The organism is Paraburkholderia sacchari, assembly GCF_000785435.2.
GTDB classification, from domain to species: domain Bacteria; phylum Pseudomonadota; class Gammaproteobacteria; order Burkholderiales; family Burkholderiaceae; genus Paraburkholderia; species Paraburkholderia sacchari.
On the sequence record NZ_JTDB02000004.1, the window covers coordinates 522,021 to 538,118 of the forward strand.

General features: G+C 62.9%; 14 protein-coding genes. 6 read left to right on the forward strand and 8 right to left on the reverse strand.

Annotation, left to right across the window (positions count from 1 at the left end; all coding sequences use genetic code 11):
* Positions 1-158 precede the first annotated feature (158 nt).
* Positions 159-782 carry an outer membrane lipoprotein gene (locus tag NH14_RS17965; RefSeq protein WP_035530453.1) on the forward strand — a complete coding sequence of 208 codons (624 nt, stop codon included), beginning with the start codon at positions 159-161 and terminating at the stop codon, positions 780-782.
* A gap of 117 nt (positions 783-899) precedes the next feature.
* Here NH14_RS17965 and NH14_RS17970 read toward each other — a convergent pair whose 3' ends face one another.
* From NH14_RS17970 to NH14_RS17985, 4 genes are all read right to left on the reverse strand, one after another.
* Positions 900-2,495: a purine-cytosine permease family protein gene (locus tag NH14_RS17970; protein WP_052148303.1), complete on the reverse strand. Its 1,596-nt coding sequence runs from the start codon at positions 2,493-2,495 to the stop codon at positions 900-902.
* A gap of 169 nt (positions 2,496-2,664) precedes the next feature.
* Positions 2,665-3,597 (reverse strand): LysR family transcriptional regulator, encoded by a 933-nt coding sequence (locus tag NH14_RS17975; RefSeq protein ID WP_035530455.1) that lies wholly within the window; start codon positions 3,595-3,597, stop codon positions 2,665-2,667.
* Between the two features lie 18 nt (positions 3,598-3,615).
* Complete coding sequence (locus NH14_RS17980) at positions 3,616-5,049, reverse strand: NAD(P)/FAD-dependent oxidoreductase (protein ID WP_052148322.1); 1,434 nt, start codon at positions 5,047-5,049, stop codon at positions 3,616-3,618.
* A gap of 153 nt (positions 5,050-5,202) precedes the next feature.
* Positions 5,203-5,547 (reverse strand): cupin domain-containing protein, encoded by a 345-nt coding sequence (locus NH14_RS17985; RefSeq protein WP_035530457.1) that lies wholly within the window; start codon positions 5,545-5,547, stop codon positions 5,203-5,205.
* A gap of 163 nt (positions 5,548-5,710) precedes the next feature.
* Here NH14_RS17985 and NH14_RS17990 point away from each other — a divergent pair, with 163 nt between their 5' ends.
* The 4 genes from NH14_RS17990 to NH14_RS18005 all read left to right on the forward strand — a co-directional run bounded on the left by NH14_RS17990 (position 5,711) and on the right by NH14_RS18005 (position 10,846).
* Entirely contained in the window at positions 5,711-6,556 is an 846-nt protein-coding gene (locus tag NH14_RS17990) for a helix-turn-helix transcriptional regulator (RefSeq protein ID WP_035530459.1), read from the forward strand.
* Positions 6,557-6,803: 247 nt separating this feature from the next.
* Positions 6,804-7,754, forward strand: coding sequence for an agmatinase (gene speB / locus NH14_RS17995; RefSeq protein ID WP_035530461.1), 951 nt, complete (start codon positions 6,804-6,806; stop codon positions 7,752-7,754).
* Positions 7,755-7,771: 17 nt separating this feature from the next.
* Complete coding sequence (locus NH14_RS18000; protein WP_035530462.1) at positions 7,772-9,274, forward strand: aldehyde dehydrogenase family protein; 1,503 nt, start codon at positions 7,772-7,774, stop codon at positions 9,272-9,274.
* 174 nt (positions 9,275-9,448) lie between these two features.
* Positions 9,449-10,846, forward strand: a complete 1,398-nt coding sequence (locus NH14_RS18005; RefSeq protein WP_035530465.1) for a hypothetical protein — start codon at positions 9,449-9,451, stop codon at positions 10,844-10,846.
* A gap of 25 nt (positions 10,847-10,871) precedes the next feature.
* Here NH14_RS18005 and NH14_RS18010 read toward each other — a convergent pair whose 3' ends face one another.
* Positions 10,872-11,819 carry a LysR family transcriptional regulator gene (locus NH14_RS18010; protein WP_237179665.1) on the reverse strand — a complete coding sequence of 316 codons (948 nt, stop codon included), beginning with the start codon at positions 11,817-11,819 and terminating at the stop codon, positions 10,872-10,874.
* Positions 11,820-11,927: 108 nt separating this feature from the next.
* On the opposite strand from NH14_RS18010, the gene NH14_RS18015 reads away from it, so the two are divergent.
* Complete coding sequence (locus NH14_RS18015; RefSeq protein WP_035530468.1) at positions 11,928-12,527, forward strand: FMN-dependent NADH-azoreductase; 600 nt, start codon at positions 11,928-11,930, stop codon at positions 12,525-12,527.
* Positions 12,528-12,559: 32 nt separating this feature from the next.
* On the opposite strand, the gene NH14_RS18020 is transcribed toward NH14_RS18015, so the two are convergent.
* The 3 genes from NH14_RS18020 to NH14_RS18030 all read right to left on the reverse strand — a co-directional run bounded on the left by NH14_RS18020 (position 12,560) and on the right by NH14_RS18030 (position 16,086).
* Complete coding sequence (locus tag NH14_RS18020) at positions 12,560-13,411, reverse strand: 3-hydroxybutyryl-CoA dehydrogenase (protein ID WP_035530470.1); 852 nt, start codon at positions 13,409-13,411, stop codon at positions 12,560-12,562.
* A gap of 307 nt (positions 13,412-13,718) precedes the next feature.
* Positions 13,719-14,927 carry a CaiB/BaiF CoA transferase family protein gene (locus NH14_RS18025; RefSeq protein ID WP_035530472.1) on the reverse strand — a complete coding sequence of 403 codons (1,209 nt, stop codon included), beginning with the start codon at positions 14,925-14,927 and terminating at the stop codon, positions 13,719-13,721.
* A gap of 4 nt (positions 14,928-14,931) precedes the next feature.
* The gene (locus tag NH14_RS18030; RefSeq protein WP_035530474.1) at positions 14,932-16,086 is read right to left on the reverse strand and encodes an acyl-CoA dehydrogenase family protein; all 1,155 of its coding nucleotides are present in this window, start codon (positions 16,084-16,086) and stop codon (positions 14,932-14,934) included.
* Positions 16,087-16,098 lie beyond the last annotated feature (12 nt).

Below are 16,098 nucleotides of genomic sequence, written 5' to 3' on the forward strand. Positions count from 1 at the left end.
TAAGGAGCCATGCGCGCCGGCATCGTCAATCACGCGGCAACAGACTTTACACGTCGTTACACGCAGGCAGCGGACGGGCCGCCGGGCATTCCTTATACTCCCGCGCATCCGCCTCTCCGATCACGCTCGCCGCGCCCAATGCGACGCAAACCAAGACCATGACCATGTTCTCTACCCAGTCCACCCTGATCGTCGCCCTTGCCGCCGCCAGCCTTTCGCTTTCGGCATGCGTCGCGCCCGGCTATCCGCAGGGCTATACGCCGTACGGCGCGCAGCAGGGCTATCAGGGCCAGCCGGTCTACGCGCAACCGGGCACCGTGCAGCAGCCCTATCAGCAGCAGCCCTATCAGCAGCCGCAATATCAACAACCGTACGACACGCAAAACAACGGCCAGTACGGTTCGCAGTATGGCAATCAGAACGGCGGCCAGTACGGCAATCAATACGGCACGCAGTACGGCACCATCACGAACATTCGCCCAATCAGCAACGCCACGGGCGCTTCGGGCATCGCGGGCACCGTGGTGGGCGCGCTGGTGGGCGGCGTAGTGGGCAATCAGTTCGGCGGCGGCCATGGCCGCGACGTCGCGACGGTGATCGGCGCGCTCGGCGGCGCCTACGCGGGCAACCAGGTCGGCCAGAGCATGGGCCAGCCCGCGGGTTATCGCGTCGACGTTCAACTGGGCGACGGCTCGATGCGCTCGTTCGACGTGCCCACGCCGGGCGACCTGCGCCCCGGCGACCGCGTCCAGGTGAACGGCAGCCAGCTTTCGCGCTATTGATGTGAAAACGCACTCGATTCCCCATCGTGGCGAATCGAGTGCGCAAATGCGGAATTCTCCATCACGCAGTGCTGCCACGCAGCACTGCGGCTCAGTACAACAGCTCAGTACAACAGATTACTCGGCAAATTCCTCAACGTACTCGCGATTGCCCGCGTATTCCGGCACACGACGCGCGTCGCGCTCGTCCGCCGCTTTAACCGCAACCGGCGTAACCGCATACGCCTGACCCCGCATGCCGCGCACGAAGCGGCGTCCCTTGGGTCCGTACACCGCATCGGGTTCCGGGAACATCCCCAGCAGCGCCAGATACAGCGCACCGCCCACAATCAGCGAAACCGGCACGCTCAGGTCGCAGCCGCCCGCGAGGTTGCCCAGCGGCCCGACGAACTGCCCCGGCAGATTCACGAACGACAGCCCGGTAAACGCAGCCGGCAGCCATGCGCCCATCGCGCGCAGATTCCAGCCGCGCGTGAACCAGTAATGACCGCCGCGTCCGCCGCGATTGAAGATCTGCAGGTCGTCGGCGAGATAGAAGCCGCGGCGCTGCAAAAAGCCGATCACCATGATCGCCATCCACGGGCAGCTGAAAGTGTCGATGAGCGTCGAGAACGTCGAGACGCTTTCCACCAGATTGAACGCGAAGCGGCCCGCGAAGATAAAGCCGATGGCAAGCGTGCCGATCAGCAGCGTCGCACGCACGCGGTCGAGCAGCTTGGGGAACATGCTCGACATGTCGAGGCCTGTGCCGTACAGCGCGGTGGTGCCCGTCGACATCCCGCCGATGATCGCGATCAGGCACATCGGCAGCAGGAACCAGCGCGGCGAGACCGCGAGCAGCCCGCCCACGTAATCGTTCGAAGCGATATAGCTGGGCGCATGCGTGGCGATGATGGTGGCCGTGGCGAGTCCGAAGAAGAATGGCACGAAGGTGGCGATCTGCGCGGCCAACACGGCGCCCATCACGCGATGGCGCGGCGTGGTTTCGGGAATGTAGCGCGCCCAGTCGCCGAGCGTCGAAGCGAACGAGACCGGGTTGCTCAGCGCCACGAGCACGGAGCCCACGAACGCGGCCCAGAAGCCCGCGCCGCCCTCTTGCAGCGTGCCGGCGTAGTTGATGTCGAACGTACCCGCGAAGGCAAAAGCGCCGACGATGAACATGAGGCTCGCGGCCCACACGGCAATCTTGTTCACCCATAGCATGAAGCGAAACCCGTAGATGCACACGACCAGCACGAGCACCGCGAAGATCATGTACGCGGTGCCGAGCGTCCAATGGTTCACCGGCACGCCCGCGAGGTTATGCGCGCCGCCCACGAGCGCATCGCCCGAACTCCACACCGCGAGCGAGAAGAACGCAATCGAAGTCAGCAGCGCGAGAAACGAACCGACGATGCGCCCATGAATGCCGAAGTGCGCGCCCGAGGAAACCGGGTCGCTGGTGCCGTTGCGCGGCCCGAACAAACTCATGGGCGCGAGAATGCAGGTGCCCACGAGCACGCCCAGCACGATCGCATAGACGCTCGCCTTGAACGAGAGGCCGACCAGCACGGGAAAACTGCCGAGCACCGAAGTGGAGAAGGTATTGCAGCCGCCGAATAGCAGCCGGAAGAGATCGATGGGGCGCGCATAGCGCGAAGCATCGGGAATGCGTTCGAAGCCGAATGCTTCGATCTGCGTAATACTGGTGTTTGCGCTGGTGTTTTCAGCCATGATGTCTCGCTCCTTGCAGCACCGGCACGGTGCCGCCCCGAGGATCGCTCGAGGCTGGCCGGTGCAAGTCTCAGGCGGTCACTCTAAATCAGTCGAGTGCGCGCCATATTGCGTATTTGGAATGTTCACTTCGTGCGTGCGCGATGTATTGCCGAACGCGCCGAACGCTTCAGGCGCACGCAGGTTCCTCTTGCGCCGGCACGCGCGCGCCGTACACGTTGAGCAGGTCGTCGCAGAAGGCGCGCACGATCGGCTTGTCCGCCGCGCCGCGTTTGATCGCGAGGTGCAGCGGCACGTCGAAACCGAACGCCGAGCGCCCGAGCACGCGAATCAGCCCGCGCTGCTCGAAGCTCTGCGCGTGATGCTCGGGCAGATAGCCGATATGGCTGCCCGAGAGAATCAGCACGGTGGCGGCGTCGATGCTGTCCGCGATGGCGGTCACCTGGCGCTCGCCAATGCTCGCGAGTTCTTCGGGCACGGGGTAGCTGCGCCAGATCCAGTCGTGCGCGCGCAGGTCGTCTAGCGTGACGTGCGGCTCCGCGTGAAAGAGCGGATGCCCGCGCCCGCAGCAGATCACCTGGCGCTCGCTGAATAGCTCGGTATAGTCGAGCCCGGCCACGCGGTGCCAGAAGTAGCCAATCGCGAGATCGAGCTGCTGATTCACGAGGCTTTCTTCAAGCTCCTGCGGCGGCGCGACCCGCATCGCGAAGCGCACGGCCTGGTCGCGCTTGCGAAATGCGCCAATGGCCTCGGCAAGCCGGGCGTTCTCCACCTGCGAGGCCTGCCCGATCAAGCCGATCGACAGCGTGCCCACGAGCTTGCGATCGATGTCGCGCACCTGCGCGACGAATTGCGAAGTCGCCGCCAGCAGCGCGCGCGCCGAAGCCACGAAGCGCTCGCCCTTCGACGTCAGGCGAAAGCCGCCGCGCCCGCGCTCGCATAACGTGAAGCCCACGCGCGCTTCGAGCGCGGAAAGCTGCGAGCTGATGGTCGACTGGCGCACGCCGAGCGTGGCTTCCGCGGCGGTGATGCCGCGCGCGTCCACCACCGCGAGAAAGACCCGCACGAGGCGCAGGTCGAGATCAGAGGTATTGGAAAACATGCCGACTCACACCGCGACTCACATCGGAAAACCCATGGCCTTGATGCCCTTGATCCACGCGCGTTTCCAGCCGCCCTCGGCATCCGCGCCATCGAACGCATGGAACGTGACCTTCGCCGCCAGCCAGCGCACCGGCTCGGGCGGAATATAGGTCGGGCTCAGCCTGGCGATATCGAGTTCCTGTTCCGGGCTGTTGCGGCCGAACAGGATATTGAGGCCCATGAACGCGCCGAAGCGGCTCGCGGCCACGCCAAAACCCGTGTAGCCCGCCACGAACACGCCCTTGCCGCCCAAGTAACGCTTGGCGAACACCGAGCCGCGCGAGCAATAGTCGATCGGGCCGCCCCATGCGTGCGAGAAGCGCACGTCGCAGAGTTGCGGGAAGGTCTTGTAGAACGCCTCCGCGAGCCGGTAGTACGTTTCGCGCTGGCCGTCCTGCGGCGGATTCGGATCGCCGTCGAAGTGATAGCTCACGAGGCCGCCGAAGATGATGTTGTTGTTCTTGGTGAGGCGGAAATAATTGAGTTGCGTGCGCGTGTCGTAAATGCCCTGGCGGTTTTTCCAGCCAATGCGCGCAAGCTGTTCTTCGGTGAGCGGCTCGGTGGCGAGCACGTGATCGCGCACCTGGAGCACGCGCCTGTTGATATCGGGGATGCCCACCTTCGCCGTGCCGCTGCCGAACAGCACGCGCGGCGCGCGCACGCTGCCATCGAGCGTCTTGACGAAGACGGTCTCGCCCTCGTCCTTCACGCTCGTGAGCGGCGAGTGCTCGTAAAGCCGCACACCGAGCGTGAGCGCCGCGCGCTTGAGGCCCCACGCAAGCTTGGCCGGATGCACGATGCCGCTGCGGTTGCGCGACCACAGCGCGCCCGCGAACAGCGGCGAATCCAGTTGCTCGCGCGTGGCCTGCTCGCCCAGCAGCACCACATCGTGGCCATGCTGCTTGTGCAGGTCGTAGTCGGCGCGCAGATGCTCGACGTGGTCGGGGTCCACCGCCACCGTCATTTCGCCGTTCCATTCGATATCGGCGTCGATGCCATAACGCTTGAGCGTTTCTTCGAAGCCGTCCAGATTGCGATGGCCGAATTCCTCGAGCTGCGCGATATCGTTCGGAAACACCCGCACCGCGTTGGGCAAGCCGTGCATCACCGAAGTGGAGATGATGCCGCCCGCACGGCCCGATGCGCCGTGCGCGACGCGGCCCGCTTCGATCACCACCACGTCGAGCTCGGGCATCTGCTCCTTGGCCTGCACAGCGGCCCACAGCCCCGTGAAGCCGCCGCCCACGATCAAGAGGTCCGCCCTGGTGTCGCGCGTGAGCTTGGGCTCGGCCGGCGGCTGGTCAGGGTTGTCAAGCCAGTACGGCGAGAGCTTGGTGCGCGAGAGCGCATCTTCGACGCTCAATGCGTTGGGCTTGCGGGCCGCCTGACGCGCGGCGGCGGGGGCCGGCATGCCGGCTTCGTAGAGTTGCGCGCTTTTACTCATGATGGACTTCACTGCTTGTGGCGTGAGGAAACAATGCCGCCTTCGAGAGGACGGCACGGCTTGACGCGGTTCCGGATTTAAATCCTGGCTTAATTCCTGGCTTAATTCCAGGTTTATGGCTTATTGCTTTTCGAGCAGGACATAGAACTTCTTGGCGTCTTCAATCGTTTCCCAGCGGCCTGCAAAGCCCGCCGGCAGCAGATAGCCTTCGCCTGCCTTGAATTCCTTACGGCCGCCGTTCACGTCGGTGAGGGCGATCTTGCCTTCGACGAGCCAAACGGCTTCGTCGGCGGCCGTCTCGGGGAATTCCACCGAGCCAACCTTGCCTTCCCACCAGCCGATCACATATTTGCCGCTCTGTCCCTCAGCCGCACGCCAGTCGCTTTCGTCCATGCCGAAATCGAGTTTGGTGAATTCGCCCAGACCCGCGCCCAGTTGCTCGATGTCCTGAATCAGCTTGCTCATGAATATGTCCTGTTTTGTTTAATGAAATCAGTGACGGCAAAGTTACCGATTCACGACGTCCCGGTATGCCCTCCCTCAGGGGGGACAAGATGCGTTTTGATCGGCTTTCAGAGGCGTTCAAGGCTTCGGCTATAATGAGTTCGCCTTTCAATTGGGGCACGCCATGCAGATTTCCGTCCCCTCCCCAACCAGCGATCCGTCGAATTTTCCGCTCTCGTTCAAGACCCTCGGCAACGTTATCGAGGCCGTCGGCACGCCCGATTTCGTGCGGCGCCTCACGTTGCTGCTCAACGAAATCATTCCGCTGAACGTCGTGCATCTCGAGCGCTCGCGCGTTGACAGCACCATGCCCAACGGCTTTCTGTGCGAATGGATAGGCAGCAGCGGCGTGGGCATGGACACCGGTGCGATCTCCGAGGTCATGACGCTCTACTACGACCGGTTCCACGAAATCGATCCGCTGTTCGCGGGCATTCGCGGCAAGATCGGCACCCTGCTCGTGGTGCGCGACATCGGCGCGATCCCGCCCGGCGAATTCCGCCAGCGGCTTTTCGACGAGGCCTTCATCGCCCATGAATGCGTGCTCGCGCGCGGCACGCGCCACGCCCAGCACTCCATCGCCATCGAGCGCGCGCTCCATGAACCGCCGTTTTCGCTCGCGGAAATGAACCTGTTTCGCAACGTGAGCGATTTCCTGTTTCCGCTGCTCGAATTGCATGCGTCGACCAGCGCAGCCAGGCGCGTGGCCCATCCCACCTCGTATCTGCACCCGCTCGCGCAATTCGACGCGCGCATCGCGGCCGATAACGTGCGCCTTTCGAAACGCGAGTACGAAATCTGCGCGCACCTCATCGAGGGCAAAACGGTGCCCGAGGCGGCGGAAATCGTCGGCGTGCGGGCGGCCACGGCCGAAACTTATGTGAAGCGCGCATTCGCGAAGCTCGGCGTGCGCACCAAGCGCGAACTGGTTGCGTGGGGGCATGCGCCGGCTCGGCTGCAAGCGACGTAACATCGGCTGCGTCTCCGTTACCGCTGCGCGGCCCGGTCGTTCCCCTGGCTTATTTCCTCGGGTTAAACCCTGATACCCTTCCTCATCGCCGGCGTAACGCCCCGCCAACATCGATTCTCATCGATGTAAACATCCCAACTTCGTTATTTGCACACGCAGCGCGTCATCTACTATCAGCGCGTCACCTGCTATCAGCGCAATCGAATCAACCGCATCAACCCGCATCAACCAAACGGAGTCACGGTCCATGCAAAGCGAATTCAACCAGCCGCTCGGCGGCAACGAGATGCCGCGCTTTGGCGGCATCGCCACCATGATGCGCCTGCCGCAAGCCACCTCCACCGCCGGCCTCGACGCCTGCTTCGTGGGCGTGCCGCTCGACATTGGCACCTCGAACCGTTCGGGCGCGCGCTTCGGCCCGCGCCAGATCCGCTCGGAATCGGTGCTGCTGCGCCCCTACAACATGGCGACGCGCGCCGCGCCGTTCGACTCGCTGCAAGTGGCCGATATCGGCGACGTCGCGACCAATCCGTACGACCTCAAGGACTCGATCCGCCTGATCGAAGCGGCCTACGACGAGATCGTCGCCAATGGCTGCCGCCCGATCACGCTCGGCGGCGACCACACGATCGCATGGCCGATCCTGCGCTCGCTGCACAAGAAGTACGGCAAGGTGGCCGTGGTTCACGTGGACGCGCACGCGGACGTGAACGACACCATGTTCGGCGAGAAGATCGCGCACGGCACGCCGTTCCGCCGCGCGGTGGAAGACGGCCTGCTCCAGTGCGATAAGGTCACGCAGATCGGCCTGCGCGGCACCGGCTATCACGCCGACGACTTCGACTGGTGCCGCAAGCAGGGTTTCACGGTGGTGCAGGCCGAAGCCTGCTGGAACAAGTCGCTCGCGCCGCTCATGGAAGAAGTGCGCGCACGTGTGGGCGACACCCCCGTCTACCTGAGCTTCGACATCGACGGTCTCGATCCCTCGTTCGCGCCTGGCACGGGCACGCCCGAAATCGGCGGCCTCACGGTGCAGCAGGGCCTCGAAATCATTCGCGGCATGAAGGGCCTCAACGTCGTGGGCGCCGACCTCGTCGAAGTCTCGCCGCCGTACGACCAGGCCGGCACGACCGCGCTCGTGGGAGCGAACCTCGCGTTCGAAATGCTCTGCGTCATGCCGGGCGTGGCGTACCGCTGATCCAACGGAACTTTACGATGGCAACGATACCTTCGATTGCGACGCCTGCAGAACAGCAAGACGCCTTCGTCTGGCCGGCCGCGACCATCGCCGGCGAGCCTGTGACCAACGGCGCACAAAACGGCGTGCATCACGCGATGCCTGTTTTCAACGCCTCGACGGGCGCCACCATCGGCTGGCAGGAACAGGCCGATGCTGCACTCGTCGACAAGGCGGTGCGCACGGCCCACGCCGCGCTCGCGTCATGGCGCGCCACCACGCCCGTCGCGCGCGGCAAGCTGCTTAAAAAGATCGCAGAACTGATCGAATCGGACCGCGTGCGCCTGAGCGCGATGCAGATGCAGGTGAGCGGCAAGCCGCCCGCCGAAGCCGACATCGACGTGTGCGACGCCGCTGCCACGTTCAACTATTACGCCGATCTGTGCCTCAACGAAAAGACCTTCGCGCCCGAATCGCTCGCGCTGCCCGACGACAGCGTGACCGGCGAACGCTTCTATGAATCGGTTGGCGTGGCGGCACTGATCGTGCCGTGGAATTTTCCGATGGTCACCACCGCGTGGAAGATCGCGCCCGCGCTGGCTGCCGGCTGCACGGTGGTGCTCAAGCCGTCCGAGATCACCTCGCCGGTCGAGCACATGATCGCCGCCATCATCAACGAGGCGGGCGTGCCCGACGGCGTCGTCAATCTCGTGAACGGCGGCGGCGAAGTGGGCGCGCTGCTCACCGCGCATCCGCTCGTCGACAAGATCTCGTTCACGGGCAGCACGGCCTCGGGCAAAAAGGTGATGCAGACGGCCGCGCAGGACATGAAGCGCGTCACGCTGGAGCTCGGCGGCAAGTCCGCGCTCATCGTGCGCGCCGATGCCGACGTGGAGCACGCCGTGACGCTCGCCGTGAGCGGCGCGTTCACGAACGCGGGCCAGATGTGCTCGGCCACCGCGCGCATCCTCGTGCACGACGACGTGTACCGCAAGTTCATGGCCGCGTTCGAAACCGCGGTGCGCGCCATCGTGGTCGGACCGCCGCAGGCGTCGAACGTCGCGATGGGACCGCTCGTGTGCGCGGCGCAGCGCGCGCGCGTGCAGTCGCTCGTGGACCAAGGCGTAGCGGCCGGTGCGTCCATCGCGTTCTCGGGCAGCCTCGATCGAGCGTGCGCGGACGGCTTCTTCATGGCCCCCGTGGTGATTGCCGAACCGCCGGCCGACAACCTGCTGTGGACCGACGAGGTATTCGGCCCGGTGGCGTGCGTGAAGTCCTTCCGCAGCGACGACGAAGCCATCGCGCTCGCCAACGACACGCGCTATGGACTTGTCGCGACCGTCGTGACCGCCGACCGGGAAGCGGCGCGCCGCTACAAAACGCAGTTGCGTGCGGGACTGGTGTGGATCAACACGCCGCAACTGATCTTTCCGCAGATTTGCTGGGGCGGGTTGGGGCTCAGCGGCATCGGGCGCGAGCTCGGCCTGGCCGGCCTGCGCAGCTATCAGGAACTGCGGCACGCGCTTGCGGATGTTGGCTAACTTAAACCGCGCCGCCTGACGCCATTTGGTGCAATTGAGTATTGGGTTTTGAGTATTGGGTTTTGGCGGGCACGCCGCATGGCGTGCTGCCTCAGTCCCAAACCATTCCTTACGTTATCTTGACACGCACCTGCGCTTCGTCTTTACTCAACGATACTGTTCGGAGGCGGAGCAATGGCGCTACAGTCAAAACTCTTTGGTGGCGATGCGGCGCTTGAAGCCGCCGCGGTGTCCGACAACGCCCACATCATGCCAGGCGCCTCGGGTCAGCATGTCAAGAAGATACAAATCGCACTGATCGCCGTGGACAGCGCGCAAATCGACGCAGACGAAATGTCCTCGGCGAGTTACGGGCCATCAACGGCCTTCGCGGTTCTGGCATTCAAAAGCTCACGCGTCATCATCAACCGTTCGTATCAAACGAAGCCCGACAATATCGTCGGCAAAATGACTGTCACCCGGCTCGACGATGAGTTTGCGGCCTACGAAAAAACCATCCGGAAGCCCCTTGCCCTTCGGCCGATTTCACCGGGGCCGCGCAGCGCTCCAATTGTGCCCTTTGCCCAGATTGTGGCTCAAGACGTAAAGGGCAAAATGCAGTTCACGGCATTTGCCGGCGCTCGCTCGCCTCGAATCAAACCCATCGAAGGCATTGAGCTTGCCACCAACCAGATTGGGACCATTGAGGTTGAAGGTGGAATCGGTTGTGTTGTCGACACCACCGATCATTACATCGCCACCATATTTCGGCCCGATCAACCTAATGCCCACGACGGTCAATTCGAGGTGGATCGCGACCCGCAGGTGTTCGCAGTACGGGGCCGAAATTGGGGCTCCACTATGGTCGTCGTTCATCGAAAAGGATCTACGGGTCTGCTCGATACGGAAAGTCTCCGAGTCACAATCAAAGACTCACGGGCAACCGTTTACACCCTCACTCACGCCCACAATCACCAGCCGTGCCATAACTGCTGGGATGCGATTTGCAACGACGACTGCAATAGACCATTCAACCTTGCATCAGGATACTTGTGGGTCCTGGCGAAAGCCCATGCGCGCCCCAAAACCGTCGTGGATGAAGCCATCAAGCAGGCGTTTTCCGATAAGCCCATTGCCCTCGTCCACCTCTATTGGTATCTGAACCGCCACGGGCAGGAATTCAACGAGGATCATCACCTGAAAGCCTGGCTAACCGGCGATAGTGTGGCGCGCCGCTACATTGCGGACGAGATCACCGAAAGGAGGCGAAGAAAGACAGCCGGCGCCATGATCAGATTCACGATGGAGTTCGATCAGGAAATGTTCGGAAATCAGGATTATCGGTTCGCATTCGGCACGATAGATTATCTGGATGTTCAGGCCGACTTCGTGGCTAACACGGTCAAGATCTGGTTTCGCGATTGCTATGAGTGGCATCCTCCCCACCCTCAGTTCAAGCCGCCATGCCTCGACTCGAAATTCCGGGACACCAATTTCCTCCATGCGGCACTGGTTCAAATGAAACTCGAAGGCGCGGCTGATTTCTGGATGCAAGGAGAAGCAACCTTTCCCCTTTCCATCTTTATGCTTTAACCGCTCGCGGTTGCCTGCCCCCGCGTCAAGCGCGCGCCTCGACCGCGGCCAATCGCGCGGGAAGCTTTTCCACCAGCGCATCCACGGCTACCCGGACCTTCAACGGCAGATGCTGGTTGTATGGCCACACGGCGTTAATCGCATAGCTCACCCCGGGTCGATCGGCCAGCAACGCTTTCAGCTTGCCCCGGCGCAGCAGATCGCGAACCAGCCAGTACGGCAACCAGGCCACGCCCAGCCCCGCAACGGCGGCGTCCATCAGCGCGCGCAAGTCGTCGGAGACTAGCCGCACTTCGGGCAGCCGCGCTTCGCGCTGGCCGTCGACGAGGAATTGCCAATGGTGAACCTGGCCAAAACGCGTGTAGGCCAGTGCCTTGTGCCGATCCATTTCATCGATTGTCGTCGGGATACCGAAGCGTTTCAGATAGGCCGGCGAGGCGCAGAAGGCCATCTTGTGCTCACCCAGCGGCCGGGCCACGAGCGCACTGCTGTTCGGCAAAAGGCCAATGCGAATCGCGAGGTCGAAGCCCTCTTCCACGAGGTCAACCGTCCGGTCGCTGAACGACAGCTCAAGATTCAAGTCGGGGTTCGCTTCGGCCAGATCGACCAGGATCGGCGCCACGCACAAATGGCCGAAGAGCGCCGGCATCGACACCTTCAAGCGCCCTCTCATCTGCCATTTTCCGCTTTCGAGCAGCGTCTCGCCCGTTTGAATCTCCTCGACAGCGCGCAAGCAGTGCTCATAAAAGAGCGCGCCCTCTTCAGTCAGGCTTTGGCTGCGCGTCGTGCGCTGGAACAGCATCACGCCCAGCCGCTCTTCCAGGCGAGCAATGCTTTTGCCCACGGCTGAGCGCGTGATATGGAGCCGCTCCGCAGCCTGAGTGAAGTTGCCCGCTTCCACCGCGGCCACAAAGACGTCAATGCCCTTCAGGGGATTTCGCATAGTCGATTGCTCCCGCCCGAGTCCGCTCATTCGGGAATTAAATTCCACATTACCGGTCGATTTTATCGCTGTCCGCGAAAAATGGCGGGTGCTACGATCGAATCACTTCATCGATATGGCAATGCACCAAGGCTCGAAATGACCCGAATTCTCGTACTCAAATCCAGCATCATGAGCGGCAAGTCGCAAACCGGCGCGCTAATCGACGACTTCCTCGCGCAGCGCCAGGCGCTGGGCCATCGCGACGAAATCGTCGTGCGCGATCTCGCGAGTCTCGATCTGCCGGTTCTCGACAGCGAGCTGTTTCATGCTTTGCGGGGAGCTGAAAACCCGGGCGAGCGGGCAGGCAAGGTGGTGGCGTTGTCCGACGCGCTCGTAGCGGAGCTCAAGGGCAGCGACCTGCTGCTGATTGGCGCGCCCATGTACAACCTCAATGTGCCGACCCAGTTGAAGAACTGGTTCGACCTGGTCGCGCGTGCACGCGTGACCTTCGAATATACGGCCACCTACCCCAGAGGACTCGTCGAGGGCGTGAAGGCCATCGTGTTCAGCTCGCGCGGCGGCGTGCATGTGGGCCAGGACACCGATGCCGTTACGCCGTACCTGCGGGCCGTGCTTGGCCTGATGGGCATTACCGACGTGAAGTTCGTTTATGCCGAGGGGCTCGACATCAAGCCCCATGGCGTCGAAGCGGGATTCGCGAGCGCTCGCGAGCAAATGCAGGCACTCCACGCATGAAATCAGCAGCGTGAAGTGTCCTGGCAACGCTATCACGCGTAGCTGTAAACACCCTGGCCGGTCTTGCGTCCCAGCCGGCCCGCGGACACCAGCTCGCGCAGGAGCGGGCACGCACGATACTTAGGATCGCCAAAGTCCTTGAGATAAACGTCCATCACCGAAAGGCAAACGTCGAGACCCACGAGATCCGCCAGCGCGAGCGGCCCGATGGGATGATTCGCACCCAGGCACATGCCGGCGTCGATTTCCTCGGCGGTCGCGGCTCCTTCGGCCAGCAGGAAAAAGGCTTCGTTGATCATCGGCACGAGAATGCGGTTGACGACGAAACCCGGCGAATTCTTGACGCTGATGGGCGACTTGCCAAGCCGCGTGGTCAATTCGCGAATCGCTTCCGCCGTGGCAGCGCTGGTCTGCAAGCCACGAATGATTTCGACCAGCGGCATGAGCGGAACCGGGTTGAAAAAGTGCATCCCCACGAAACGCGCCGGGTCGGAGAGCGCCGCGCCCAGCGTCGTGATCGAAATGGACGAGGTATTGGACGCAATAATGGCCGTGGGCGCCACGACCGATTCGATCTGCTTGAGAATGCGAATCTTCAGATCGAGGTTTTCGGTGGCCGCTTCGATCACGAGGTCCGCGCCCGCGAGACGCTGGTAGTCGGTGGACGTTTCGATACGGCCGAGCGCGGCGTCTTGCGCGGCCGCTTCCAGCTTGCCCTTCGCCACGAGACGTCCGAGGCTGTTGCTGAGCGCGGCGATGCCTTTGGTCAGTGCAGCGTCGGCCACGTCGATCATGATGACCTTGAGGCCCGCGACAGCGGCAACCTGGGCAATGCCGGCGCCCATTGTTCCAGCGCCGATGACGCCCAGTGTTTCGATTTTCATCGCAAGTTTCTCCTGCGCGCACGGTCGCGCTTTGCTATTGCGTACTATTACGCGGCGATCCTAGCATCGCGGGCGAATGGCCAGCCTGGCCAAATCTGCCGCTCTAGTGACATATCTGGCCACGCTGTGCAGCGCCGCCGGTTGCCGCATCTCAGGGTTTGGGGCAGCGCTGCAATGCGTCTGAGCAGGTTACGATATTCGTGCCGGGCAATTGGCACGGTCCGGTATCCCTGAGTGGCGAATTTGCCCGCTTGCGCGGGCTTTTTTTTAATCGAATTCGAGTAACGCGCCATACTCGTCACACGGCTTAAATAATTTCAGCCGCGCGAAGCGCTTCGAGCTGAGCCTCGTCCATTCCGAGGCGCGCATAGATCTCCCGGTTATGCTGCCCGGTGTGCGGTCCCGTCGTCATCGCGGCCGGGGTTCTTCCCACGTAACGCGGCACGGGCGCTGGCGCGGGCACCGTACCCAATTCCGCGTCCTGCAATTCGACCAGTACGCCACGCGCCTGAAAATGCGGATCTGCCTCCACATCGGCCATCGTATAGATCTTGCTGAACGGCACTTCGCATTCTTCGAGCCGCTTCGCGATCTCCGTATATGGCAAGGACCTGAACCACGTTTCCAGGCAGCGATCCAGTTCGACCAGATTCGCAACCCGATTCGCGTTGGTCAGGAAGCGCGGATCCTGTATCAATTCAGGCTGGCCCATAGCCCGGCACACGCGCGCGAAAATGGCGTCGCCGGTTCCCACCAGCGTGACCCATTGACCATCTGCCGTCTTGTAGACGTTCGACGGCGCGGTATAGGTCGCGCGCGACCCGGTGCGCATCCGCGCCTCTCCGGTGTAACGGTATTCGGCGGCCAGCGGATCGAGCAGACGCAGCATCGCCTCGGTGGCGGACAGGTCGATCTCCACGCCCTTCTGCTGCCCGGCCGGCAACGCGTTGCGCTCGGCCAGCGCGGCAGAGATGGCGAACGCGCCAAACAGCCCCGCAACCGCATCGCCTAACGGATAGTTCATGTGCTGCGGGGGACCATCGGGTTCTCCCGTCAGGTTCGCAAAGCCGCTCATCGATTCGAAAATACGTGCGAAGCCAGGGCGGCGCGCATACGGTCCGGTTTGGCCGAAGCCCGTAATGCGCAGCACAATCAAGCGCGGGTTGTGCTCATGCAAGGTCGCGAGATCGAGCCCCCACTTGTCCATCGTGCCGGTGCGAAAATTTTCCACCAGCACGTCGAAATCGCGGATCAGGCGTAAAAAAAGCGCGCGTCCCTCGAGCTTGCGCACGTCGAGCGAAATGCCTTTCTTGCCACGATTCGCGGTCTTCCAGAAAAGCGGAATGCCGTCGTGCACCGGCGCCAGCGTGCGCAGCGAATCGCCGCCCCCCGGCAATTCGAGCTTGACGACTTCCGCGCCCAGGTCGCCGCAAAGCGTCGCCGAAAACGGACCGGCGAATACCGTTGCCATATCCAGGATGCGCACGCCGTGCAGTGGGTAATGTGCGGTCTCCATCTGCCTACTTTCCCTCGCCGCGCAACACGAGCTTGGCGATATTCAACTGGTGAATCTGGCTGGTGCCTTCGTAGAGGCGGAACAGGCGCACGTCGCGGTAGTAGCGCTCGATCGGGCTGAAATCGGCCACATAGCCGGAGCCGCCGAACATCTGGACCGCGCGGTCGGCAACCCGCCCGCACATTTCGGACGCGAAGTATTTGCACATCGATGCCTGGAGCGCGACGTCCTCGCCCCGGTCACGGGCGCGCGCGGCTTCAACGATCATCGAGCGCGCGGCGAAGATTTCGGTGCGGCTGTCCGCGATCATCGCCTGAATCAGCTGGAAGTTCGCCACGGGCTGGCCGAATTGCGTTCGGTGCGTGACGTATTCGATGGCGAGGTCGAGCATGCGCATCGCGGGACCCGTGCACAATGCCGCGAGATGCAGGCGCTGCTTGTTCAGCACCTTCATCACGGTCTGGAAACCCATGCCTTCGCGCCCGCCAATCAACTGATTGGCATGCACGCGGCAATTACTGAAATACACGTCGGACACCGGCGAGCCGGCCTGGCCCATCTTGCGATACGGCTCGCCCGTGGTGAGGCCCTCGCTGCGTTCGACCAGAAACGCCGAGAGACCCGTGCTGCCCAGCGTGCCTTCTTCGGTGCGGGCGATTACCGTAAACACATCCGCCACGGGGGCATTCGTGATGAAACATTTGGTGCCGTTCAGCACGTAATGTTCGCCGTCCTTTCGCGCCGTGGTCTGCACGTTGCTTGCTTCGGAGCCGGCTTCCGGCTCGGTCAAGGCGAGGCAGCCCGTGAGTTCGCCCGTCGCCATGCGCGGCAGCCAGCGTTGTTTCTGCTCATCGGTTCCATCGGCCACCAGCGCCTCTGCGCCGATTCCGGTATTGGTGCCCACGCGCGCGCGCAGGGCCACGGAGGCTTGCGACAACTCTATCGCGCACAGCACCAGTTCTTCCGTGGTCAAACCCAGACCGCCATAGGCCTCCGGAATGCTCCAGCCGAAATAGCCCTTGCGGCGCAGCGTTTGGACCACCTCCGGCGGCACCAAGTCGTCGCGGGCGACCTGTTCTTCGATGGGGTGCCACTGCTCGCGCACAAAGGCGCGCACGTCGGCAATCAGGGCTTCAAGGTTTGCATCATTTCGGATCACGAATCGAACTCC